Source organism: Desulfobulbus sp., assembly GCF_030824455.1.
In the GTDB taxonomy this organism is placed as follows: domain Bacteria; phylum Desulfobacterota; class Desulfobulbia; order Desulfobulbales; family Desulfobulbaceae; genus Desulfobulbus.
The window spans coordinates 28498-53019 of record NZ_JAVBXR010000117.1 but is presented as its reverse complement, the minus strand read 5'-3'; the positions used below and the strand labels follow the sequence as shown (position 1 = coordinate 53019).

Sequence of the window (24522 nt, the reverse complement as noted above, 5' to 3'; positions counted from 1 at the left end):
CGATCCGGCAAGTAAAATGTCGGCGGCCGTCCTCAGGGCGTTTTGAGCACCGTGCGAATCAGTACCGCCAGGTCGTTCTTGGTGATCGGTTTGAGGGCAAAGCCACGGATGCCGTGGGCCTTAGCCTTCTCCTCCGAGATGAGGGTGCTGTAACCGGTGCAGAGAATGATCGGGATATCGGGTCGTATCTGGATCATCCGGCGGGCCAGGTCCATTCCGGTCATGCCCGGCATGGTCTGGTCGGTGATCACCAGGTCGAATTGCTCGGGTTGATTGTGAAAGGTGGTCAGGGCCTCGAGGCTGCTGGTGCGCACCGTCACCCGGTAGCCGAGCCGTTCGAGGATGGTTTGGGTCATGGTGGTCAGGATTTCCTCGTCGTCGACGAACAGGATATGTTCGCTGCCGACCGGCGTCGGTTCGCTCTGGGCGCCTTCCACCACCGGCGCCGGGGGCGCCACGGGCAGGTGGACGCGGAACACCGATCCCTGGCCCGGCGCGCTGTCCAAGGTAATGAAGCCGCCATTGCCGGCGACGATGCCGTGGAGGATGGAAAGACCCATGCCGGTGCCCCTGCCGGTTTCCTTGGTGGTGAAGAAGGGATCGAAGATCCGTTCCCGGACGTCCGGGGCGATGCCGCAGCCGGTGTCGGCGACCGTGAGCTGGACATAGGCGCCTGCCTGCGCCTGCGGCTGGAGGCTGGCCTCCTCGGCATCGAGTTGGCGGGTGGCGAGGCCAAGAGTCAGTTGGCCGCCGGTCTCCTCCATGGCGTGATAGGCATTGGTGCACAAGTTCATCAGAATCTGGTGCAACTGGGTGGGGTCGATGTGCACCGGCCCGGCTTTGCTGTCGATCTGCTGCTCGATGGCAATGGTGGACGGCAGCGAGGGGCGAAGCATCTTGATTACCTCGCCGACGATGAGCGCCGGATAGAGAGTGACCGGCTCGGTCGCTGCCTGACGGCTGAAGGCAAGTATATGCTGCACCAGGTCTTTGGCCCGATGGCCTGCCTTGAGGATCTGTTCCAGGTCCTTGGCCACGCGGCTTTCAGGGGGAACGCTCTCCTTGGCCATGTCGGCATAGCCGATGACCGCGGCGAGGATGTTGTTGAAATCATGGGCGATGCCGCCGGCCAGGGTGCCGATGGCCTCCAGTTTCTGGGCCTGAATGAGCTGGGCCTGTAACTGCCGCGTCTCCGCCTCGGCGCGTTTACGGTCGGTGATGTCGTTGCCCACGCAGAGGATTTCGCTGACTTCGCCCTGGGCATTGTACAGTGGTCTGTTGGTCCACGAGACCCAGACGCGGCTGCCGTCCCGACGCATGTTTTCGTTTTCATTGGTCGCATAACGGGCGGGCCGGTGGCCAAGGTCAGCGATCATGCCCCGCAGATCCCTGCCGGTGAACTCGGTCTCGGGCACGATGGAGCCGATCACGCTTTTGCCGATCACCTCGTCGGCCTGGTAGCCAAAAAAGCGTTGGGCGTATTCGTTGAAAAAGAGCAACCTGCCCTCATTGTCCATGCGCAGGATGATGCTGTTGGCGTTTTCCACCAGTTCACGATAGCGGGCCTCGCTTTCCCGCAGCAACGCCTCGGCCCTCTTGCGCTCGGTGATGAATCGTGCCTGTTGCACATTTTGGTAGGCCGAGGCCGACAGATGATTGGCAAGCGTGAAAAGGGCCTGGCCGACCTTCTCGAACTGGTCGCGCGACATGGTCGGGACCTCGCGAAAAGCCTCGATGAACTGCTCCTCGTCGGAGCCGATCTCCCGGGCATAAACCCGCATCCGCTCCTCGGTCTGGGTTTGGTCGCGGACCTGGCCAATCAGCCAGCTGGCAATGTGTCGGCCGCCGACGGTAATGCCGGCGCCCGCGTCCCACAGGCCGCAACTCAGGCAGGGCTGCACGGTTGGGCCGTTGATGCAGGCCTGCCCGATCAGGCTATCGGAGCGGCGGCAGTTGCGCAGGCCAATGTCTGTCTTGCGGATAATGTCGGAGCAGAGGCGGCTGAAATTGCTGGGCCTGGTGATGGGCCGGCCGTCGGTGTGGGTGATGATCGAAGCCACGCCGGCGGCAGAGGCAAATGCATCCTGGATGCGCTGGAGTTGTTCCAGATTGAACAAGTCGTCAAAGGCTAGATCATCGGTGCTGTCCAGTGGCTGAACCAGGGCGATCATCCGTTTCTCCAGGGCGTCCTCGGCCCGTTTGCGCTCGCTGATGTCAGAGTGGTGCCAGAGACGGCCATGTTCCGCCTGCCCGATGGTGATGGGAATAAAGTCGCGCAGATAGGTTCGCGCCCCCTTGATGGCGATGGGTTCATTTTGTACCGGCTGCTGTTGGGCGACGAGCTCTCGGATGCGGTTTGCCATATTGTCGGGATCGGCAAACATCCCCTCCGTTTTGTGGATCAACTCCGAGGCGGACAGGCCGATGAGATCTTCCGGCCTTTGGTCAAGATCAAACAGGGTGCAGAAGGATGGGTTGACGAATTCAACCCGGTTCTCGCTGTTGATCAGCAGAATACCGGTGTGCAGACTGGAAAGAATGATCTGCACCCGCTCCAGGGTGGTGCGCAGTTGCTGCTCGGCCTGTTTGCGTTTAGTGATGTCGATCATCACGGTGAGGAAAGAGAACCGGCCATGGCTGCGGATCTGTTCCCCAGAAAAGAGACCGTGGCGCAGGGCGCCGTCCTTGCAGCGGATCTGCATCTCGATGTTGGTGATTCGCCCGTGTCGCCGCAACTGCTCCGCCGCCTGTTCTTGCTGTTCCGGGCAGGGAAAGAGATTGAGTTCACTCGCTGTCCGGCCAATGACCTCTGCCAGGGAATAGCCGGTGGTCTCCAGCCAAGCTTCGTTGACGTCGACAAAGCGCTGGTCGTCCGCCGTGCTGAGGGCCATGAGGGCGGGATTATGGCGGAACAACCGTTCAAAGCGCTGTTCCAATTCCTGCTCGTCGCTCAAATTCCGGCAGGTGGCATAGAGGCAGTCCGCTCCATCCCAGGAGCCGAACCAGGCCCGTGAAACCACAGGCACCAGGTCGCCGTTCTTGGCGCGGAGGGGCAGGCGGCAGTCACGGGAGTCCCCGCGCAACAGGGAGGAGAGGCACATCACCACCTCCCGGCGTTGCTCGGCGGGGTGGAGGTCGGCAATTGGCAACCCCTTGAGTTCATCGACGCTGTAGCTCAGGGTGTGGCAACACATCTCGTTGGCGGTCACAATTTTGCCGTCCAGGTCGGCGACCAGGACCATGTCGGTCATCGATGCAAAAAAATTGCGGAAATTGGTTTCGCTTTCCCGCAGGGCCGCCTCCGCCCGCAAGCGTTCAGTGATGTCGTGGCAGAATCCAACCACCCGTTGCGGGCCCACCTTGCACGCGGTGAGCGACATCCAACGGCGTTCCCCGTCTTTGGTGCGAAACGGCAGCTCGCCCTGAAACTGGCCCTGCTTGAGCACCGTCTGGAAGTGGCGTTCGGTTTCGGCCCGATCCTCCGCACAGTAGAGGTCGTGGATGGTCATGGTTAGCAACTCCTGCTCCGCGTAGCCGGTGATCCGGCAGGCGGACGGGTTGACCTGCACAAACCGTTTCTCGAGGTCGATGGCAAACACCCCGTAGGGGGTGGTGGTCAGATAGGTGCGATGGCGCTGCTCGCTCTCCTCCAGGCCCTGTTCCGCCAATTTCCGTTCGCTGATGTCCAGGGCAAAGCCGTCGATGACCAGATCGCCGTGGTGGGGACTGGCCTCATCTTCCGGGGCCAAACGGGCGTTGAGGGAAATCCACACCGGTTCGCCATTTATTTTCCGGGCCTGACAATCGAAGTGCCGGACGTTTCCCCGGGCCAGCAGGGCCTCGGTGAACTGCGTGCGGCGATGAGGATCGACATAGAATTGGCGGGCCAGATCGGTGAAGTGCGCCACTCCCTCCTCCGAGGAGGCGCAGCCGAGCATGCGCGCCATCTCCGGATTCATCGACAGGACCTTGCCGTCCAGGGTGGAGCGGAAGATGCCCAGGGGCGAATGCTCAAACAGGTTGCGATAGCGGGCCTCGCTCTGCGCCAGGGCTTCGCGGCTCTCTTTGAGCTGCCGGTCCAGGGCGTGCCGATGCAGGGCCATGGTCAGGGTCGCAGCCAGTTCGCGCTCCGGGACCGGTTTGATCAGATACCCGTAGGGCGCGGCAATCTTGGCCTGTTCCAACAGGCGATCCTGGGAAAAGCCGGTCAGGAAGACAATCGGAATATCCCGCGAGCGGGTGATGATTTCAGCGGTCTGGATGCCGTTGAGCGCGCCGGCCAGTTCGATGTCCATGAGCACCAGATCGGCCTGATGGGCGTCCAGGGCGGCGATCGCTTCCTCGCCGGTGGCCACCGGGCCAAGGACCGCGTATCCCAGACGGAGAACGGTGTTCTCAAGGTTGGCGGCGAGAATGCCGTCGTCTTCGACGATCAGCAGCGTGGCGTGGTTCATGGGCGCTTCCTTGTTTCAGGGGTGAAGTGCAGGGTCAGGGCCGTGCCGTCCCGCCCATCCAGGGTATAGCGGCCGCCGAGTTGATTCTGGCCCGGCATGCGGACCAGGGTAATGCCCTGGGTTCGGGTTTGGGTCCAATTCAGCTCCGGCGGCCGGCCGATCCCGTTTTCGGCGACCATCAGGGGGTAGCTGCCGTCGTCATGGCGGAGCAGCACCCGGATGAGGCAGACGGTGTTGCCAGGTCGAGGTTCGTCCTTGGGTCTCCACCTCCCAGATGGTCCCGCCCGTCAGCTACGGTGAACGGTAGCAGAAAGCTGTAAATGTCTCGGCCGGGAAGCTGCTCGACGGGGGTGCGCACCCGTCTGGCCAGGGCCTCGTTGGCCAGGATGACGGCGCCGTCGGGTCGCATCAGGAAGATCGCCTCGGGCGAGGCGTTGATGATGGCCAGCAGATCCTGCCGCGTCTGTCTGAGCTGGGCCAGCTGGTCGAGATTAGGCCGCATCGTCGCTGGTGTCCAACACTGTCCTGAGCAGGGCGGCCACCTCTTTTATGGAGAATGGTTTCATGACAAATCCTCTGATGCCGCAACTCCGGACCTGATCCTCGTCGACAAGCCTGCTATATCCGGTGCAGAGGATGATCGGCAGGTCGGGACGGAGGTGCAGTATCCGCCGGGCAAGTGCAAGGCCGGTCATGCCCGGCATGGTCTGATCGGTGATCAGCGCATCGAACCGGTTCGGATACCTCTGGAAATCGGCCAAGGCGTCGGCGCTGCTGGCGTGGACGGTCACCTCGTAGCCGAGCCGTTCGAGCATGGACTGGCCCATTTCGGCAAGGAGCTGTTCGTCGTCCACCAAGAGGATGTGCTCCCTGCCGGACGGGACCGGCTCGGCTGGCTGGTGTTCAAGGCTGGCCAGGTCGTTGATGGTCGGGATAAAGACTCGGAAGATCGAGCCCTTGCCCGCATCGCTCTCGCAGGTAATGAAGCCTCCGTATTCCGTGACGATGCCGTGGACAATGGAAAGGCCCAACCCGGTGCCCTGGCCGACTCCCTTGGTGGTGAAGTAAGGCTCAAAAATCCGGTCGCGGATTTCCGGCGCAATGCCCGGACCGGTGTCGGACACCGAGAGCATCACAAAATCTCCGGGCGCGATGCTTGGCTGCCGGCTGAGATCGGCTGCCGACAGGGTCACCTGCTCGATGGCGATTTCCAAGGCGCCGCCAGTCTGCTCCATGGCGTGGAAGGCGTTGGTGCAGAGATTCATGAGAATCTGGTGCATCTGGGTTGGATCGGCGAGAATGGCTCGGGTGGCGGCGGTTTTTTGTTGAATGGTGATGGTGGAAGGCAGGCTGGGGCGCAGCAGTGTGGACACTTCCTTGAGTATGCTGCCGGGATCGACCGGGATGCGTTCGCTTTTCCCCTCGCGGCTGAAGGCAAGGATCTGTTTGACCAGGGCCGCAGCCCGGCCGCCTGCTTCCAGAACTCGTTCCATGCCCTTGGCGGCCATTGAATTGCGCGGGCTGTCGTCTCTGGCCATCTCGGCATAGCCGAGAACCGCGCTGAGAATGTTGTTGAAATCATGGGCGATGCCGCCTGCCAAGGCGCCAATGGCCTCCATCTTCTGGGCATGGTTGAGCTGCGTCTGCAGCCGCCTCTGTTCTTCCTCCACCCGTTTACGCTCGGCAATATTCCACACGGTTTCCATCAGCAGGGAAGTCTGCAGCACATCGGTTTGATCGTACTCGGTCTCCTTGTTTGCCAGGCCGATGACACAGACAATCCGTTCTTCGCTGAATATCGGCGCCGTCATATATCTGCGCAGGGGAACGTGACCTTCCGGGTACCCCCGTTTTAATGGGTCGGCGGCCTGAAAATCGTTGACCACAATCGGACGGCGCTGTCGCACCGCTTCGCCCCAAATGCCTGTGCGCGCCAGGGCGTAGCAGGTTTTCGGATTGACGACGGCGCAGGCGGGCATGACCTCTTTGGACCATGAGTTGAGGCTGAATTGTTCCCGCTGCTCATCGTAATAGTAAATATAGCCGATGGTGCTGCCGGTCAGTTGAATGGCCTGTTCAAGGGCGTAATCCAGGAACTCCTGGGAGGTGTCGGTCGGGTGCTGCAGAATTTCCACCAGTTTCCGCAACCGTTCCTCATTGCGCCGGACCAGTTGTTCCGCCTGTTTGCGTTCGCTGATGTCGCGGAGGATACCGATTGGATGCCAGCCGTCCGTTTGGTGGTGGGCGGAAAGCGACAGCTCGATGGGAATTTCATGGCCCTGTTTATGACAGGCGGCAAGCTCAATGATGGCGTCGATTGCCTTGCCTTGCCCTGTCCGCTGAAATGCGGAGAATGCCTGTTGATAGATATGCAGGAAGCGTGGCGGCGCAAGGAGCCGGTGGAGATCCGCTCCCATGGCCTCCTCCTCTGTGTACCCGAACAGGGCTTCGGCGGCAGGGTTCCAGAAAGAGATGCGACCGGCGGGGTCCATCATCACGATGGCGTCCTTGGCCGAATTGGTGACGCCACGCAAACGGGCCTCGTTTTCTTGGAGGGAGGCTTCGGCCAGCCTGAGGTCGCTGATGTCCTCGAACAGGGTGGCGAACTGGCCGGGTGTCGGACTGAAGGCGTTGATCAAGAAATGTTTGCCCACCTCGGGCGAGTAGCTTTCAAAACGAACCGGCTGACCGGTCAGGGCCACCTGGCCATAGGTGCGTATCCAGTGCTCGTCGAGATCGGGAATAACGCTCCGGACCGTGCGTCCCACCACTTGGTCGGCCTTGAGGCCGGTCATGCGCGCAAAGGCGGGGTTGACCTCGAGAAAACGGTAGTCGACCGGTTGCCCCTGGTCATTGCAGAGTATCTCGTGTAAGGCAAAGGCGTTGAGCATTTCATGAAACAGCACGGCATATTGCCGCTCGGAGTGTCGCAGTGCCGTGATGTCGTCCAGGGTGAGCAGGGCGGCAGGCTTGTCGGAGATGCTCAGGGGGGTGATCTTGTAACGGATCCAGAACGGGGAGCCGTCTGGTTCGCGTGCAAACTGCGCCTCTCCTTCCAGGCTTTCTGTTGCCGTGGCGGCAAGGGTTGTTCGCAGATCCTTAAGGAGAGGACAAACGGGGCAGAGGGGAGAATGGCCGCGGCCTAGGGCCTCCTTGAGACGGTTGGCGCACCGGAAACAATCGCCGCACTTCCGTGGTCGCCCGGTGTTGGCGGCAAGGTCGAACAGCCGATGTGCGGGCGCATTGGTCAGGATGATCTCTTCCCGGTGGTTGAACACCAGCATGGCCACCGGCGAGGCGTCCAAAACGAACTGGAGGTTCAGTTCCGGGTTGGTCGGTGAGGGGCTGGTGTCTTGCATGGTGATGCTCCGGGAAAGGAAAAGCATTCAACTGGGGTTTCGCCTCAATTGTTGGTTCTTTGTACCACAGAGGGCAGGTCAGAAACAAGCGCAACCTGAGGCAAATTGCTTGTGTGACAGGCCTTTCAGGGAAACGGTGTCTGGCGTTTGTCTCGGCGAATAATGGCTCCGGCGCTGCCAAGTGAATGCAAAAAATAATGCGGCTTTGAGTGGTTTTTGAGGTGCAGGACGCGCGCCCATGCGCCTGAGCAAATGTAAGGGCCTGGAACAGGCGTTCCAGCAGTCTGCGGCGGCTTTGCGGTTAAGGTGTTTTCTGCTTTTTGGTCCTCAACGCGACAAGCGTGGCCACGCGGGAGAGCGTCCGGTCAAGCCTCTCCGGGAAGGCGTCGGCCACTGCAGGGCAGCCAGATAACTGCAAAGGAAGAGCGGCGGCAGGGAAAAAGGGCGGGAGGGCGGAATCCGGCGTCGGACTCCGCCCGGAGCGGGAAAACGGTCAGACCTTGAAGCGTTTGATGAGATCGTGCAGTTGCACGGCCAGTTGCGACAACCCCTGGGCGCTGGCCTGCACCTGGTCGCTGCCCTGTTCCACCTGGGTCGATTGCTCGTTGATGCCGGCGATGTCGCGGCTGATGTCGGCAATCACCACCGTGGTTTGGGCCACGTTCTCGTTGACCTCGGCGATGCCCTGCGATGCCTGGGAGATGTTGCTGGCAATCTCGCTGGAGGCGGCGGACTGCTCTTCCACGGCGGTGGCGATGCCGTTGATGACGTTGTTGATTTCGGCGATAACCGTTGAAATGCGTTCAATGTCCTCCACCGTGGTGGCGGTGGTGCTCTGCATTTCACCGATCTGATTTTTAATGTCCACCGTGGCCTCGGCGGTTTGCCGCGCCAGTTCTTTGATCTCGTTGGCGACAACCGCAAAGCCCTTGCCCGCGTCTCCGGCCCGCGCCGCCTCGATGGTGGCGTTGAGGGCCAACAGGTTGGTCTGGTCGGAAATTTCGGTGATGGTCTCGGTCACCCGGCCAATCTTGCGCGCCGACTCGCCCAGTATGGCCATTTTTTGCGTGGCCTGCTGCGATTGCTTGACCGCGCCTTCGGAAATGGAGCGCGCCTTTTCTGCATTCTGGGCAATCTCGTTGACTGTGGCGGTCATCTCCTCGGTCGACGAGGCCACCATGTTGACGTTGGCCGAGGATTGCTCCATGGCCGCCGACACCGATTGGACGTTAGTGCTCATTTCCTCGGTGGCCACCGAAACCGTGCCGGCCCGTGCCGAGGTGTCTTTGGCTGCGGACGACAACTGTTTGGAAACCGCCGCCAGATCGGTGGAGGAAGAGGTGAGCGTGTCGACCCCGCCAACGATCTCCCGGATCATGCCGCCCAGTTGCTCGACCATGCTGTTGAGCGACTTGGCCATCATGCCGATTTCATCCTTCTGCTGGATGTCGAGCTTGGTGGTGAAATTGCCTTTGGCCATCAGTTCGGCCAGGGCTGAGGCCTTGGCCACCGGCCCGGTGATCGAGCGGCTGATCAGGACGACAACGGTGAACAGTACAATCGCTGCGACCACAATGACGATGATGCCGTTGCGTCGCGCCGAACTGTACAGATCTGCGGCAGTTTTGTCGCCGGCGCTGGCCAATTTCATGTTGTAGGCCATGTGTTCTTCCAGCGACTTGCTCAATTTTTCCTGCGCCGGGAGGCCTTTTTCCCGCAGCACGAATCGGGCCTCTTCGGTCTTGTTGGCGCGGGACAGGGGAAGCATTTCCTGCTCGGCGCGGACAAAGTCGCTGAACAAGCCGCGCTCGGTGGCCAGCATCTGCCGGTCGGTGTCGTCAGAAATCAGTTTTTCATAATCAGCCAGCGCCTTTTCGGTATTTGCCTGCGCCTTGTTGATCAGGTCTTCCATCCTGGCCATGCCCGCCGCGTCGGTGTTCAGGATGTGGCGCAGAGTGGAGATGTAGAAATCCTTGCTGCCTTCAACGATGCGAAACATCACCTCCAAACTGGGGACGGTGTTGATGTTGCCGTAATTGGCCGCGTCGTACACCGTGCGCATCTGACTGATGAAAAAGCCGCCCAGTCCGCCCAGGGTCAGCGAAGCCAGCACTGCAACCATCAACAACTTTTGCCCGATTTTCAAATTAACGAACCAGTTCATACACGCTCCCCCTTGTGTTGTGTGTTGGCGCAAATCACGCCATGCTAAACCTTAAACCGCTTAACCAGTCCTTCCAGTTGCGTCGCCAGGGCCGACAACCCCTGGGCGCTGGCTTGGACTTGGCCGCTGCCGTTGTCCACCTGGGTCGATTGTTGGTTGATCAGGGCGATGTCGCGGGCGATGTCGCCGATAACCACCGTTGACTGGGCCACATTCTCGTTGACCTCGGCAATGCCCTGCGAGGCCTGGGAGATGTTGCCCGCGATCTCACTGGAGGCGGCGGATTGTTCTTCCACGGCGGTGGCGATGCCGTTGATGACGTTGTTGATTTCAACGATCACCTCGGAGATGCGCTCAATGTCCTCGACCGTGACGGCGGTGGTGCGCTGCATCTCGCTGATCTGGTTTTTAATGTCCACCGTGGCTTCGGCGGTCTGCCGCGCCAGTTCCTTGATCTCGTTGGCGACCACCGCAAAGCCTTTGCCGGCATCGCCTGCCCTGGCCGCCTCGATGGTGGCGTTGAGGGCCAGGAGGTTGGTTTGCTCGGAAATTTCAGTGATGGTCTCGGTTACCCGGCCGATCTTGCGGGCCGATTCGCCCAGTTCCGCCATTTTTTCACTGGTCTGGCGCGACTGCTTGACCGCGCCCTCGGAAATGGACCGCGCTTTTTCTGCGTTCTGGGCAATTTCGTTGACCGTGGCGGTCATCTCCTCGGTCGACGAGGCCACCATGTTGACGTTGGCCGTGGATTGCTCCATGGCTGCTGAAACCGACTGGAAATTGACGTTCATCTCCTCGGTGGCGGCGGCCACGGTTTCGGACCTGCTGGAGGTGTCGCGGGCGGCGGACGTGAGTTGTTGGGAGACGGCGGCCATGTCGGCGGAAGAGGCGGTCAGTTGGTTGACCCCGCCGACGATTTCCCGGATCATCGAGGCCAACTGCTCGATCATGGAATTGAGCGACTTGGCCATCAGGCCGATTTCATCCTGCTGATTGATGTCAAGTTTGGTGGTGAAATCGCCTTTGGCCATCAGTTCGGCCAGGGCCGAGGCCTTGCCCACTGGGGCGGTGATCGAGCGGATAATGACAATGGCCAGGACAATGCTCAGCACCAGGGCTGTTCCCAGCAGCACCGAGATGATGGTGGTTGCGGCAGAGGCTGCCTCGCCGGCCGCTGCGCCCAGTTTCTTGGCGAGGTTGGTTTGGAGGATGATCAACTCTTCCAGCGTATCCAAATAGGGCTTTTGCGTTTGGCGAATTTCGGAGAGCAGCATCTTCTTTGCCTGTTCGCTCTGCCCGGCCTTGACCAATTCCATGTAGGCCTCGGTGGATCGAACGTATTCCCCCCGCGCCTCTTTTATTTTATTGAAAAGCACAATGGCTTTTTCGTTGGTGATGGTCTTCTCCAACTCCGCCATGAGTTCTCCCACTTTTTTGCGGGCTTCGGCAATCCTTCGCATTTCATCGGCTTGATGGTCTTTGTTGTCGTCGATAATGATGTTTCGCAGGGAGCGGGCCAGGAGGTTGATGTTGTCGATAATGATGTTGAGCTGCTCAACCTTGACCATTCGGTTGTTGACCAGCTCGTCGATATCTTTGTCCAGGGATTTGATGTCCTTGATCGCGTAGCCGCCGACAATCATCATCAGCGCCAGAATAAGCCCAAAGGCCAAGCCCAATCGTGAACCGATTTTGAAATTTTTTAACATTGTGCATTGTCTCCTTGCTGCGAGTTGTAAGCCAGATAGGATCTGGCGTTTGGGGGTTGGTGAGAACGTATCTTGTTCTTGGTTCATTGACGCACAACGCGAAAACATTGTCAAATTGTTGTTAATTTTTGCAAGGGATTGTTTGTCCTGCGGTTCGGCAACGGGGTTGAATGGAACGAAGTTCGGCGTTTGGACGAAGCGTGTGGGTGCCGGGTAAAGAAGAGGGGAGCCGCTTGGGAGAAGGGGAGGCGGATTGTCGTTGTGTGTTGCCCGAAGGTTGAAAAAAACAAGCGCCCAGGTACAGTGGAGCCGGCTGAAGACCCTCCGCGCACCGGCTGGTGGGAGTGTTTAAAGCTGCGGACGAGGGGCGTTGCGAGAACGTTTTCGCCCGGTTGAACCGCTGGGCTTGTTGGCCGAGCACTGAATCATTGCAATCTGCATTCAGGTTGAGTTTGTTTCTGGTTGTCGTTTGGCCTGTGCCGGAGAAATCGCAAGGCGTCGCGCCGGCGTCAGAAGACGGGCCTCAGATCGCGGGCGTCACAAAAAGACGCCAGATTTTGCGGACCCGCGAAGCCAGCGCCTCAAAACCGCCAACTGCATGCAACGGCTCACAACTGCGTATAATTTCCCGTTAAGGAGTTTGCTGATGTTTATTGTTTCGTTGACCTACCTCAAGCCATTGCCCGAGGTCGACCGACTGCTGCCGGCCCATGTGGCGTATCTGGGCGAGCAGTTCGCGCGCGGGATCTTTGTTGCCTCTGGCCGTAAAATTCCGCGAACCGGAGGCGTCATTCTCGCCAGGGCGGAAAGCCGGGAGGCCTTGCTTGCCGTCCTCAAGCAGGATCCCTTTCATCGCCATGGCGTTGCCGAATACGAGATCACAGAGTTTGTCCCCAGTATGACGCTGCCCGAATATGCCGGGCTGAACGAAGCCTGAACGAATTGAGGAGACCTTGCCATGGAAAATTTTGTTGCCACCCTGGCCTATCTGCTCATTGGCATGGGGCTGCGCCGGGCGCCGGGCTTTCATCGGGACACCGGCCTGGTTCTCAACGCCTTTGTCATCCATATTTCCTTGCCGGCCATGATTCTGCTCAGGGTCCCGAAGTTGGCCTTCTCAAGCGATCTGCTGATCCTGGCCCTGATGCCCTGGGGGATGCTGGCGGTCTCCTGGGCGCTGGTTGTTGCCGCCTCACGTCTGTTTGCCTGGGATCGGCCCACCACCGGTTGCTTGCTCCTGCTGGCGCCTCTGGCCAACGCCTCGTTTTTCGGCATTCCCATGGTCCGAGCGTTTTTCGGCGATCACGCCATCCCCTATGCCCTGTTTTACGATCAATTCGGCTCGTTCCTGGCCCTGGCAACCTACGGTTCCCTGATCCTGGCCCTGTACGGCACGGGCGCCGCCAAGCCGACGATCACCACCGTGGTGAAAAAGATCGTCGTATTCCCGCCCTTTCTCGCTTTGCTCTGCGCCCTGCTGCTGCACGGCGTCACTTTTCCGGCCCTGGCGCAGCCGCTGCTGGAAACCCTGGCCGCGACCCTGGTTCCGGTGGTGATGATCGCGGTTGGTTTTCAACTGACCCTGCGACTGAGCCGGGCGGTGTTGGGGCAACTATCCGTGGGATTGGCAATCAAGCTGGTTGCTGCGCCGCTGACGGCCTTCTTAGCCTGCCGATTGCTGGGGCTTGAGGGCGAGACGGTGCAGGTGGCGATCCTGGAGGCCGGCATGCCGCCGATGGTGGCGGCCGGGGGCTTGGCCATCATGGTCAACCTGTCGCCGCAACTGGCCGCCGCCATGGTCGGGGTGGGCGTGCTGCTGAGCTTTGTCACCCTGCCGCTGCTCTATCAACTGTTGCAACTGTTGTGATGTTGTGCGGGGCGGCAATCTGGGCGAACCGCGCAGCGCGTCGGCCAACCCTTGAGTGCTGACTTTGGCTGCGATTGTCTCGCCGCCTGCCGCGTTTTTTTTGCTGCTCCGGCAAAACAGTGACAGTTTTCGTGATAAAAAAGCATAACAGATTGGGCAATGATTCCATTGCTCAAGCAAACGAGGCATGCTGCGCACAGCAAAACCCCGTTGTGCTCGTCGAAAACACACACTTCCCAAACCGTAGGCTGGTCTCCCGAGCGCTCATTCACGGCTTCAGAGCACTTTCTGCATCCAGACCACGTCCAGATCGTTGCCTTGTTTGACGCCAATTCGGGCAAATCGGCCACAGAGTTGAAATCCCTGCTTGCCGTGAAAGCTAAGGCTGATGGCATTGTCGGCGGCAATGGCGGCCAGCAGGTTATCGATCTGCCGCGCCTTGGCCAAGTTTTCCATTTCCGCCAGCAACAGCGCGCCCAACCCTTTGCCCATGTGCTCGGGGGCAAGAAAGGTGCTGATCTCCGCTGTGCGTCGAAAAACGGGCAGGGTGTGGTAGGGCCGCAGCAGGGAAAAGCCGGCCAGACGGCCGTTTGCCGTGGCCGCTTGCGCCGGGTGATCGCCAACCGCGCGCAGCAGCAGATCAAAAAACGCCGCACTGACCGGTTCTTCAAAGAAGGTTCCCCCGCCTTGGGCGACATGGACGTTGAAGATGTCGACCACTGCGCGTCGGTGGGCTTCCCTCAGGGGTTCCAGAGTGTACATTGTGCGCCTCTTAGAAAAAATGCCTGATGGAGCAGCAAATAACCGGGATTCCGGTCCAGAACAGAATGACCGCCGCAATCCAGAAGGCGATTTTAAGCGTCCCTGCCAGACGATTGTCAAAACGGGCGAACTGCCGTCGTCTTCCCGGCGAGGTTGCCGCCGCGCTGGAATCTTCGGGATGGAACAGGAAACAGAGGAAAAGGACGAAGACGGATCGGTCGGGTTTCTGCATGGTCGCTGCCTTGGTTGGTGGTTCACGGTTGCAGTACGCTACCTGATCCGGTAAAGAAATAACAGATGCAGAAGTTTTGATTTGTAACCATAACAGATGGGGCATGCATGGTGACCCAAGGAACAACCGTTTCCGCTGGTTTTCGCTATCAGCAGTTGGCCGCCGAGCTGGAAGAGAAAATCAGCAGCGGCCTGTACAAGGTGGGCGAACGTTTGCCCTCGCTGCGCGATCTGCACAATCGCACCGGCTTAAGCATCACCACCGTTGCCCAGGCCTATGTGGAGCTGGAGGCGCGCGGCATGGTCGAACCCAGGGAAAAGTCCGGCTATTTTGTTCGACCGCAGCTCCACAATTTGTTGCCGGCGCCGCAGATGGGGGAGCAGTCCGCCACCCGGCCGCGCAAGGTCACGGTCAATTCCTTGGCGGAATCGATTCTTTCGGTGATCCACGACCCGGAGATGCTGCCCTTTGGCGCTGCGCTGCCAGCCTGTCAATTGCTGCCGGTCGGTCAGCTGGCCGCCTCCGCCCGCACGGTTGCCGGTCGGTACTTTGCCGACGGCGGATTGAATTACGGACCGCCCGATGGGATAGCGGCGCTGAAACGTCAGATTGCCGCCCGCTCAATCGGCTTTGGCTCAGACGTCGACGCGGAGGGCGTCATTGTGACCAACGGCTGCATGGACGCCATCCAGCTCTGCCTGCGGGCCGTGGCCAGGCCGGGCGACATCGTGGTCACCGAATCGCCGACCTTTACCTGCTACCTGCAATTGATCGAGGAGTTGGGGCTGCTCGCCTTGGAAATCCCCACCGATCCGAGCACCGGCATTGATCTCAACCTGCTCGAGGAGGCTCTGTTTAACGGGGCCTGGCGGCGCAACCGGGTCGCGGCCTGTCTGCTGAATCCCTCCTTCCAGAATCCCTTGGGCTTTGAAATGCCGGTCCAGCGCAAGGCGGAGCTGGTTGACATGCTGGCGGCCCATGAAATTCCGCTGATCGAAGACGACATCTACGGCGAGCTGCATTTCGGGCCTGTGCGGCCGGCGCCGTTGAAGAGTTTCGACGCCAAGGGGTTGGTGCTCTACTGCTCTTCGTTCTCCAAGACCCTGGTTCCGGATTTTCGGGTGGGCTGGATTGTGCCCGGCCGCTTCCGGGAGCGGATCTTGCGATTGAAGTTCAATTCATCCATTGCCCAGAGCAAGCTGCAGCAGATGGTGGTTGCCGATTTTCTCGAAACCGGCAAGTATGATCGGCATCTCAGGAAGTTGCGGGTTGCGCTCAAAAATCAGGTGAGCAGCGCCACCCAGGCGATTGCCCGCTATTTTCCCGAGGGCACGAAACTGACCGCGCCCCACGGCGGATTTATTTTATGGGTGGAGTTGGCGGCCAACGTCGACGGCGTGGAGTTGTTTCATCTGGCCAAGGCGGAGAAGATTTTCGTGATTCCAGGGGCGATTTCCAGCGGCGCCGGACGGTTTAAAAACTGCGTCCGCATCAGTTGCGGAGCGCCCTGGAACGAACAGATGGAAGGCGGCATGCGCCGGTTGGGGCGGCTTGCGGCCATGTTGCAGGCGAGGTGAGGGAAGGGAGGTTGGGAAAACCCTTCTCCCCGCGGCGATGCGCCTTGAACGGGGAGAAGGGGAGAGGTTGGTGGGGATCAGAACGTGTAGGTCAGATTAAGTCCGCCAAAAACGGTGGTGTCGACGGTTTCGTCCGGCAGTGCGTCCTCGTCCATGGAGTCGGTGTAATTGATGTTCGCTCCTACGCCAAAGGCGTCGGTGACCATGTATTTTATCGATGCGGTCAGCATGTAGTTGAAGAAACCGCTGTCGGTCCCGCCGCCGTATGCTTCGGCAAAATCTTCGCCGGCGTAGCTGATCAATCCGCTCAATCCTAGGGTGGTCTTGTCGTTGATGCTGTAGCTGTAGCCGAGCCCTGCGGTCATGTAGAAATCGTCCACCTGATCGAAGTCGTAATAAATCTTGGTGGAGATGTTGAAGCCGTGACCGAGGTCGTATCCCAGGCCGAGGAACAGCTCTGTGGTGCTGCTGTCTGCGCCTTCCGCAGTCATGTCTGTGGTCGGGAAGATATAATGAATTACGCCGACGCTGGTGTCCACTGCGCCCAGCTTAAAGGCGTAGGAAGCGGTGAGGTCGATCTCTGAAAATTCGTTGTCGTCCACATTGCCGTTATAGTCGTCCACGTCGTAATTGCCCCAGACGTTGAAGGCAAATCCGTTGGCGGAGACGTCCATGCTCGGTTGGAGGACCAATCCGTCGTTGAAGGTCAGACCGCGCCAGACGTAGGCGCTGTTGACGTCGAGTGCGGCGACGGCGGTGGCTGCGTTTGCTTGGGTTGCTGCGCCGACGGCGGTCAGGGCGACCAAGGCGGTCATGGAAAATATCCGTTTCATGTTCTCTCCTTTGAAAATAAGAATCCAAATTTTGTCATAATTTCCTATCCCTGGCGGCTCGCGCGTCCATCGGGCATCGGAGGCAAGGGGGAATCCTTGAACAACAGGTCATGCGCTTGTGCCTTTCACTAAGCACTTGCGGCGCCATTTTTTGTACCGGTATTAAATTTTAAATTTTTAGTGCAATGTCAGTACGTTTTCGTTGCAACGCGGTTGCTGGATTTTCCGAGAAGGAAAAAATGTTACATTTTTATTATTATTTTGTTTTAAAATAGACAAAAATGAAAGTTTGGAGAGGCGGGATCGATTCGAGGCGGGGGGCACAGATGGGTGTATCCGGCGACGGCGTGTGACGCCGTCGCTGGATGGGGATTTACTGCTTCAGTTCGATGAACACTTCCACGTCCGGCCAGCGTTTGGCCACCGGTTGGATTGAGGGGCGGGCGATCACCTTGCAGAAGAGTTTGCTGTCGGTGGAAATGGATTCCAGGTAGATCGGGGTGGTCAGGACCTCGTCCGAGGCCCGTTCGTCTCTGCTGACCGGGGTGGTCACCAGCACGGTTTCCGGGGTTACGGTGATTTTTTTGATTTTGAGATTGCCCGGCAGCTTGCCGATGATCTGCGGGGTAATGGCCACGGTTTTTTCCACCACCGCAGCCAGGGTCAGCTTCAACTGCTGCGGAGCGGTGTCGAGCAGGGTGACGCCCTTGGGGAGACGCATGTTTTCACTGGTGATGATAATGGTTTGGCTGCCTTTAGCCATCCTGGACAGGTCGATCTTAACGCTCGGCGGATTGATCGCCAAATTGTCGATGTCGGATTTCGGCCCGGTGAGGTGGAGTTTGATTTCCGTGGCCTTGTCGCCCACCAGCACTAAATCCTCCGCTGGCGAGGTGTAGTCGATGTTCACCGGCAAAACGCGTTCCACCACCTCGCGTTGCGAGACGATCAGGGTCGACCAGAAGACCACGGCAATAATGAAGCTGGCGGCAATTTGCACCAGAGTGCGCTTGCGGATTTTAGGGGCATTGTCGCGGCGGAAAAAGCCCATTTCCTGCTGGTGTTCGACAATGGCTTTGGTGATGTCCTCGGTGTCGCGCGCCGGCCGCATCTCCGCGTTGGTGAAGATCGAAACCCGGCCGCGTTCCTCGGAGACAACCAGCGCCAGGGAGTCGGTCTGTTCGACCAGCCCCATGGCGGCGTGGTGGCGGGTGCCGAATTCTTCGGAAAGCCGTGTTGACTGGGACATGGGCAGACGGACGCCGAATTGGGTCAGTTTGCTGCCCTCAATGATCACCGCGCCGTCGTGACCTGGGGAATTGGGGTCGAAAATGCTGAGGATCAACGGCACGCTGGGCATGGCGTTGAGTTGATAGCCGCCGGATATTTTATCGGTGATCGGTTCCTTGCCGGGGAACACGAGAATGGCGCCGCAACGCTCCTGAGCCAGTTTGATCAGGCTCTCGGCGATCATCGATTGGAGTTGGGTGTCATGATCGCGGGGGCGATGCGGCGGAACCGACACCGCCTTTTCCAAAACCTTGCGAAGCTCCGGCTGAAAGATGACGATCAAACCAAGAACGGCCACATGGCTCAGGTTCTGGTAGATCCACTCGATGCCTCTGAGGTTCAGGGCATTGGCCAGAATGAACATGACCAGGGCCAACAATATACCGGCCATGATCTTCCAGGTGCCCAGGCGCAGCAGGGTTCGATAGAGGAAAAAGAGACCGGCGCTGATCAGCAGGATGTCGAGCACTGCCCGCCAGGAAAAAAATTCGTATGCCAGAGCAACGGAATGCCCCATGGATTGCTTCCTTGTGAAGGTTGTCGCGTGCGGTCGCGGCCGCCGTCTGTGCCGCGCGGTCGCCTTGGCGACGGTCCGGCAGTGATTGTAAGAATGATTATAACAAAAACCAACCGTTGTACGAAGATTATTTCCAGGCGGCGCTCTTGGGCGCATTGTGGTTGGCGATTGGGCGCAGAGAGCGTTGATGGTTTTTCCGGATGTTGTCGCTGTCGGTGTTTTTCTGTAAACTTGGACGGTTGCTTGGGGCGGAAAGGGTGTTGTGCAGTTGAATAAGCGCTGCGTCCTGTGGTCCCTTGACGAAAAGAACTTGATTTTTCATGGGGCGCGGGTAAAATGGGAGGTTATTAAAAATTGAATTTCTTTAGGAGATATCATTATGGCTCGTAATTGTGAGATTTGTGGCAAAGGCCCCGCTACCGGGAACAACGTCAGCCACGCCCATAACAAGACCCGTCGTCGCTGGTTGCCCAATTTGCAGAGAGTTCGCATGGCCACCCCCGGTGGCACTGTGCACGTCAACGCCTGCACCCGCTGCATCCGCTCGGGCGCTGTTGTCAAGCCTGCCTGAACCTGCCTTGTTAGTGATGTAAGGGCGAGTTGACTTGGTTCACTCGCCCTTTTTTTATGATGTTGCAGTGACGCGTTAAAGCCCGTGAGCACCGTGGAGTTGCCGATGAGCGAAGAGGAACAGATCCGTTTTTTGCCCTATGAAGAGGCGGTTCGAGTGGTGGCCGCCATTCAGGAAGAGGAAGACATCGATGATCCTGATCATCGCATCCTTACGGTCTACAGCCGTCAGGAAAAAGAGCTCTGCTGGTTTGACTTCGAGGAAGTTATGCGCGACGCCGGCATCAAGGAGAAAGACCCTGACGCCAAGGAAAAGGTCACCGAGTACGTCATGCGTCACCTTCCCGAGTGGGTGTTAGAGGACTGAGCGCCGCTCGCCTCCCGTTTCGTTTGCTTCCAGCATGCCTTCCGGCATGTCCGCAGGCTGTTCACCGCCCAGCACATATCCACCGTCCATTTTCAGGACCGTCCCGGTCATAAAATCGGCGTCCCGCACCAGGAAAAGCACGGCGCGCGCCACCTCTTCCGGCGTTCCTGTCCGGCGCAGCAGGGTGTGGTCGAGCAATTCCCGTTGCTGCGCTTCGGCGAGCAGCCCCCATCCCCGCGTGCCCGGCCCATGCCGCTGGTCGATCAATCCCAACATAATTTCATTGACCCGGATGGTTGGCGCTCCCAGCCGCGCCCAGGTTTCGGTCAGCGAGGAAACGCCTCGGTTGGCGGCGGCGTAGCCGTCGTTGAACAGCAGTCCCGCCGGGCCGGATCGGCCGATGAGGCCTGCGATGGATGAAACATTGACCACTGCGGCTTCCGGACTGCGGCGCAGCAGGGGCAGGGCTTGTTCAAAGACAATCCACTTGGCGTGCAGGGTGGTCTCCATTTCCAATTGCCACTGTTCGCGGTTGACCTCTCGGTGGTAGCCGCCGTGCAGGATGGGCATGCCCCCGCGCTCGATGTTGTTGATCAGGATGTCGAGTCCGCCGAGGCGCGCTTCAATAGCCGCCATCAGCCCGGCCGTTTCGTCCGGCTTGCGCAGATCGACCTGGATGATCAGGTTGTCGCCCGTTTCCCCGCCAAATTCCTGCGCCATCGCCGCAGCGGATTCCGGCCAATCAAACCAGGGCAGGGCCAGCCGCACGCCCTGATCGGCGAGCGTTCTGGCAATGGCCAGGCCAATGCCGCGCGAGGCCCCGAGCACCAGCGCCTTTTTTCCCGCAATATTCATCTTGTTTCCCCTCCGTGCGCGCACTATACTTTGTGAATTATTCCCAACTCCTTACACCAATCCTTAGGGTTCGACAATGAAGCAGAGCCTTTCCCGGGCATCGTCCCGGATCATTTTCAGTCTGTTGCTGTCCCTTCTTCTGTCCCCGGCGCCTGCCCTGGTGCGCGCCGAGGCCCCCATCGCCGCGCCGCTCGGCTGCCTCACCTCGGGCTGGCCCCACGACCAAAGCGATCTCAAGCCGGATCCGGCCCTGTCGTTTGGGCAGTTGGCCAATGGCCTGCGGTACGTGCTGATGGCCAACGCCGAGCCCAAGAACCGGGTGGCGCTGTATCTCAACGTTCAATCCGGTTCGCTTCACGAAACCGAATCCCAGCGCGGCGTGGCCCACTACCTTGAGCACATGCTGTTCAACGGCACCACCCACTATCCCCCCGGAACCTTGGTCGAATATTTTCAGAGCCTGGGCATGGGTTTTGGCGGCGACACCAACGCCCACACCAGTTTTGACGAAACCGTCTATAATCTGCTCCTGCCCGCCAACGATCCCAAGGCGGTTGCAGAGGGCTTCAAGGTGCTGGCCGATTACGCGCGCGGCGCCTTGCTGTTGGAACAGGAGGTGGAACGGGAGCGGGGAATCATCCTGGCCGAAAAACGCAGCCGCGATTCCGCAGCCTCCCGGGTGTCCAAACGACAGATGCAGTTTGATTTTGCTGGAACCTTGGCGGCGGAACGCGACCCCATCGGGACCGAGGAGGTGATCAAAGCGGCGGACAGCCGCCTGCTGCGCTCCTATTACGACGCCTGGTACCGGCCGGAAAATATGATTGTGGTGGTGGTCGGCGACGTCAACCCGCAGGAGGCCGAAAAGATGCTGCACAGCGCGTTTGCCGGCCTGCAGGGTGCGGAACAACGCGGCGAGTGTCCGGATTTGGGCAAGGTGCGGGAAACCGGGACCGATGTCCTGGTCCTGCCCGAACCCGAATTGGGCTACACCGGGCTGGCCCTGACCACGGTGTTCAACAGCGTGCCCGGCCCCGACACCCTGAACTGGGAAATCGAGCAACTCCGCCAGTATCTTGCGGCGGCCCTGTTGAGCAATCGGCTGGAACAATTGGAACAGCGGCCGAACAGTCCGTTGGCTCAGCCCAAGGCGCAGAACGGCGTCCTGTTGCGGCGTTTTGGCTACGCCACCCTGGCGGCCCGCACCGAAGCCGCCAACTGGCGGCAGGGGCTTGCGCTCCTGCAGGTCACCCTGGCCCAGGCTTTGCGAGACGGCTTCACTGAAACCGAATTGGCCAGGGGCAAGCGGGAGGTCGCGGCTCTGCTGGAAAAGGCGGCGCAAACCGCCTCGACCCGCGACAGTCGGCAGTTGGCTGAGGATATTGTCCGCAGATTGAACGATCAGCAAGTGCTGCTTTCTCCCGCCCAGGAGATGGCCCTGTATGGCCCGGCGCTTGAAAAAATGGAGCTGGCCGAGATCAACGCGACGCTCCGCAAGCTGTGGAGTCAACCGCGCCGGCTGGTGGAAGTGGTGGGCGTTGTTGCCCCGGAACTGGCCGGAGATCAGGCCAAAGATCAAGCCGAGATGCAGGTGCGGAAGGCCTGCCTTGAAACCGAAGGCCAATCCGTGCCGGCCTGGGTGGAAGAACAGCGCGCCCCCTTCCCGTACCTGAGCGTGCCGCCGGCAGTAAGCAAGGTTCCAGAACCGGCGCGTCATGCCGACATTGGCGTGACCAGCTATCAATTCCCAGGCGGGGTGCGTCTCAACGTCAAACCCACCGATTTCCAGGCCAAGCAGGTGCAGCTGTCGGTGCAGTTCGGCCGGGGCAAGCAGGCCGAACCAGCCGAAGGGATGGCCTTGCTTGCCGAGGCCGTGATCAGTCAAAGCGGGGTGGGCAAGCTGAGCCGGGAGCAGTTGGCCGAGGCCCTGGCCGGCGCCAACGTGGGGCTGGAGTTCAAGGTGGGGCCGGAGAGTTTTGCGTTTAGCGGCTCCAGCCTGAGCAATGAATTTGAACTGCTGCTGCAGTTGCTCTACCATCGCCTGCACGACCCGGCCTATCGCCCCGAGGCCTTTCGCCGCAGTCGGGAGAATATGCGCCGGATGTATGAGCAGTTGACCAGCTCGGTGGAAGGCGTGCAACAGGTGCGGGGCGAGCGGTTTCTCGCCGGTTCCAGCCCGGAATATGGGCTGGCCGAATGGGCGCAGGTTGAGACAATCGAGCTGGACCAGATACGCGACTGGCTGAACCCGGTTTTTGCGCAGGCGCCGCTTGAGATCAATGTGGTGGGCGATATTGATCCCCAGGAGGCCGCACGCCTGACGGCCAAATATTTTGGCGCCGAGCAGCGGCAACTGGAGCCGATCCTGGCCGGAAAACCGATTGTTTTTCCCGCCGGCGAGGAACGTCGCTTGCCCGTGGCCAGCTCGATTGACAAGGCGATGCTGACGGTTGCCTGGAAAACCAGCGATTTCTGGGACATCGGCCGCACCCGGCGGCTCAACCTGCTGGCGGCCATTCTCGACGATCGTCTGCGGGTCAAGATTCGCGAGGAGTTGGGGGCCGCCTATTCGCCCCAGGTGCTTAGCATGCCCAGTCGCGGCAACGAGGGCTTCGGATTGTTGAAAAGCAGTCTGATCGTTGCCCCGGAACAGGCCCTGAGCCTTGCCAAGGTGGTCAAGGAGGCGGCCGGCAGTCTGGGCGACCAAGGGGTGAGCGAGGACGAGTTGCACCGGGCCATGGAACCGACCCTGACTTCGATCAAGGACATTAAGCGCAACAACCGCTATTGGATGGAATCGGTGCTGAATCTGTCCGGCCGCCATCCGCAGCAACTGCAGTGGCCGCTGACCATCAGCGAAGGCTTTGCCGCGATCAAGGCCGAGGAATTGACCGCTTTGGCCCGGCAATATCTGCGGCCGGACCAGGCGGCCACGGTGATTGTCAGCCCCTCTGAAAAATAAACCGGGGCGTGGTCGCCGTTTACCCGGCCAACCAGACGGCGATGTTCTGGGCCTGCTTGAGGGTTTTGTCGGAGACGCCCTTGAGTTGGCCCTTGGCCAGATCGCGCCGGCGCCGGCCAATGACGATCGTGCCGCAGTGGTGCTGTTTGGCCTGCTTGAGGAGATCAGCGCCCACATCCAGGTGCATCTGGGCCGGCAGCTGGGTGATGCGATGGCGGGGGATGCCGCTGTCGGCCAGCAATTGGGCGTGGGCGTAAAAGAGAAAGTTGTCCAGGTCGAGGTGCTGATCGCACCAGGACTTGCCCCATTGGGCGTGAAAATCTTCGGCCGGCGACGGTTTCTGGCTGCCGAAGACCGAATTGGAGTGATACAGGCAGATCTCGGCGCTCGGGTGGCCCTTGAGCATAAAGGCGAGGTGATCCGCCGCCGTCAGCGAGGCGGGGTGACTCTGCACCGCAAGCAGGAAGCGGGAGGCGTTGACGTTGCCGTCGACGATCCACAGCGGGGCCCGGTGGCATTTTTCAATCAGATCGCTTGAGGTGCTGCCAAAAAACATATTGCCCACCGCCCCCAGGCCGCGACGGCCAATGAGAACGGCGTCGTAATTGCCGCGTTCCGCCTCGTCGCGGATGGCAGTGCTGACGCTTGAGGCGGTCTTGACCCGCGACTCGATCCGTTCCTTGGCAAAGCCGTTGCGCATCAACCGTTCTTCAGCCTCCTTGAGCTGCCGGCGGGCCAGCGCGGCGCGTTTTTCCGATCCCGGCGCCTGGGTGCGCAGCGGATCAACGTCGTACATCCACTCCTTGTCCGCCCCTCCCCCCGCAACAACGCTCAACAGATGGATGGACAGACCGCGATCCGCGCCAAAGAGATGCGCCAGATAATCAAGGCTGTTGGAGCTGTACACCGAACCGTCGATTGCAACAAGAATGGTTCTTTCCATCTGCGCCTCCTTGGCGTTTGTTCGAACGCTTCCTTTTTCAAGAGCGCTTGGAGCTGCCCGA

General features: G+C 59.9%; 18 protein-coding genes. 6 read left to right on the top strand and 12 right to left on the bottom strand.

The window, feature by feature from the left end; all coding sequences use genetic code 11:
• Positions 1–32 precede the first annotated feature (32 nt).
• The 6 genes from RCH93_RS15515 to RCH93_RS15490 all read right to left on the bottom strand — a co-directional run bounded on the left by RCH93_RS15515 (position 33) and on the right by RCH93_RS15490 (position 11686).
• The gene (locus RCH93_RS15515; RefSeq protein WP_306549331.1) at positions 33–4454 is read right to left on the bottom strand and encodes a PAS domain S-box protein; all 4422 of its coding nucleotides are present in this window, start codon (positions 4452–4454) and stop codon (positions 33–35) included.
• Positions 4451–4633: a hypothetical protein gene (locus tag RCH93_RS15510; RefSeq protein WP_306549330.1), complete on the bottom strand. Its 183-nt coding sequence runs from the start codon at positions 4631–4633 to the stop codon at positions 4451–4453. The genes RCH93_RS15515 and RCH93_RS15510 overlap by 4 nt, the downstream gene beginning before the upstream one ends.
• Positions 4633–4956, bottom strand: a complete 324-nt coding sequence (locus tag RCH93_RS15505; protein WP_306549329.1) for a PAS domain-containing protein — start codon at positions 4954–4956, stop codon at positions 4633–4635. Before RCH93_RS15505 ends, RCH93_RS15510 begins: the two co-directional genes overlap by 1 nt.
• Positions 4946–7813 (bottom strand): PAS domain S-box protein, encoded by a 2868-nt coding sequence (locus RCH93_RS15500; protein ID WP_306549328.1) that lies wholly within the window; start codon positions 7811–7813, stop codon positions 4946–4948. Before RCH93_RS15500 ends, RCH93_RS15505 begins: the two co-directional genes overlap by 11 nt.
• Before the next feature lie 493 nt (positions 7814–8306).
• Entirely contained in the window at positions 8307–9977 is a 1671-nt protein-coding gene (locus tag RCH93_RS15495) for a methyl-accepting chemotaxis protein (RefSeq protein WP_306549327.1), read from the bottom strand.
• Positions 9978–10021: 44 nt separating this feature from the next.
• Complete coding sequence (locus tag RCH93_RS15490) at positions 10022–11686, bottom strand: methyl-accepting chemotaxis protein (protein WP_306549326.1); 1665 nt, start codon at positions 11684–11686, stop codon at positions 10022–10024.
• A 646-nt stretch (positions 11687–12332) separates the two neighbouring features.
• Between RCH93_RS15490 and RCH93_RS15485 the strand changes: the two genes are divergently transcribed.
• Entirely contained in the window at positions 12333–12623 is a 291-nt protein-coding gene (locus tag RCH93_RS15485; RefSeq protein WP_306549325.1) for a YciI family protein, read from the top strand.
• 21 nt (positions 12624–12644) lie between these two features.
• Positions 12645–13553, top strand: coding sequence for an AEC family transporter (locus RCH93_RS15480; protein ID WP_306549324.1), 909 nt, complete (start codon positions 12645–12647; stop codon positions 13551–13553).
• A 276-nt stretch (positions 13554–13829) separates the two neighbouring features.
• Here the strand turns inward: RCH93_RS15480 and RCH93_RS15475 are convergent, their stop codons facing one another.
• Both RCH93_RS15475 and RCH93_RS15470 read right to left on the bottom strand, forming a co-directional pair.
• Positions 13830–14315 (bottom strand): GNAT family N-acetyltransferase, encoded by a 486-nt coding sequence (locus tag RCH93_RS15475; protein ID WP_306549323.1) that lies wholly within the window; start codon positions 14313–14315, stop codon positions 13830–13832.
• A 10-nt stretch (positions 14316–14325) separates the two neighbouring features.
• Complete coding sequence (locus RCH93_RS15470; RefSeq protein WP_306549322.1) at positions 14326–14547, bottom strand: hypothetical protein; 222 nt, start codon at positions 14545–14547, stop codon at positions 14326–14328.
• 107 nt (positions 14548–14654) lie between these two features.
• On the opposite strand from RCH93_RS15470, the gene RCH93_RS15465 reads away from it, so the two are divergent.
• On the top strand, positions 14655–16124 hold the full coding sequence (locus RCH93_RS15465; RefSeq protein ID WP_306549321.1) for a PLP-dependent aminotransferase family protein: 1470 nt from the start codon (positions 14655–14657) through the stop codon (positions 16122–16124).
• Positions 16125–16201: 77 nt separating this feature from the next.
• Here RCH93_RS15465 and RCH93_RS15460 read toward each other — a convergent pair whose 3' ends face one another.
• Positions 16202–16957, bottom strand: coding sequence for an MltA-interacting MipA family protein (locus RCH93_RS15460; RefSeq protein ID WP_306549320.1), 756 nt, complete (start codon positions 16955–16957; stop codon positions 16202–16204).
• Between the two features lie 373 nt (positions 16958–17330).
• Positions 17331–18764, bottom strand: coding sequence for a diadenylate cyclase (locus tag RCH93_RS15455; protein WP_306549319.1), 1434 nt, complete (start codon positions 18762–18764; stop codon positions 17331–17333).
• A 379-nt stretch (positions 18765–19143) separates the two neighbouring features.
• On the opposite strand from RCH93_RS15455, the gene rpmB reads away from it, so the two are divergent.
• Together rpmB and RCH93_RS15445 are read left to right on the top strand one after the other, a co-directional pair.
• The gene (gene rpmB / locus RCH93_RS15450) at positions 19144–19335 is read left to right on the top strand and encodes a 50S ribosomal protein L28 (RefSeq protein WP_306549318.1); all 192 of its coding nucleotides are present in this window, start codon (positions 19144–19146) and stop codon (positions 19333–19335) included.
• 105 nt (positions 19336–19440) lie between these two features.
• Complete coding sequence (locus RCH93_RS15445; RefSeq protein ID WP_306549317.1) at positions 19441–19701, top strand: hypothetical protein; 261 nt, start codon at positions 19441–19443, stop codon at positions 19699–19701.
• Here the strand turns inward: RCH93_RS15445 and RCH93_RS15440 are convergent.
• Positions 19690–20556 carry an SDR family NAD(P)-dependent oxidoreductase gene (locus RCH93_RS15440; protein ID WP_306549316.1) on the bottom strand — a complete coding sequence of 289 codons (867 nt, stop codon included), beginning with the start codon at positions 20554–20556 and terminating at the stop codon, positions 19690–19692. The two genes, RCH93_RS15445 and RCH93_RS15440, sit on opposite strands and share 12 nt — an antisense overlap.
• 76 nt (positions 20557–20632) lie before the next feature.
• Here RCH93_RS15440 and RCH93_RS15435 point away from each other — a divergent pair, with 76 nt between their 5' ends.
• Positions 20633–23518 (top strand): pitrilysin family protein, encoded by a 2886-nt coding sequence (locus RCH93_RS15435; RefSeq protein WP_306549315.1) that lies wholly within the window; start codon positions 20633–20635, stop codon positions 23516–23518.
• 19 nt (positions 23519–23537) lie between these two features.
• Here RCH93_RS15435 and RCH93_RS15430 read toward each other — a convergent pair whose 3' ends face one another.
• Positions 23538–24461, bottom strand: coding sequence for a universal stress protein (locus RCH93_RS15430; protein ID WP_306549314.1), 924 nt, complete (start codon positions 24459–24461; stop codon positions 23538–23540).
• Positions 24462–24522: the final 61 nt, after the last annotated feature.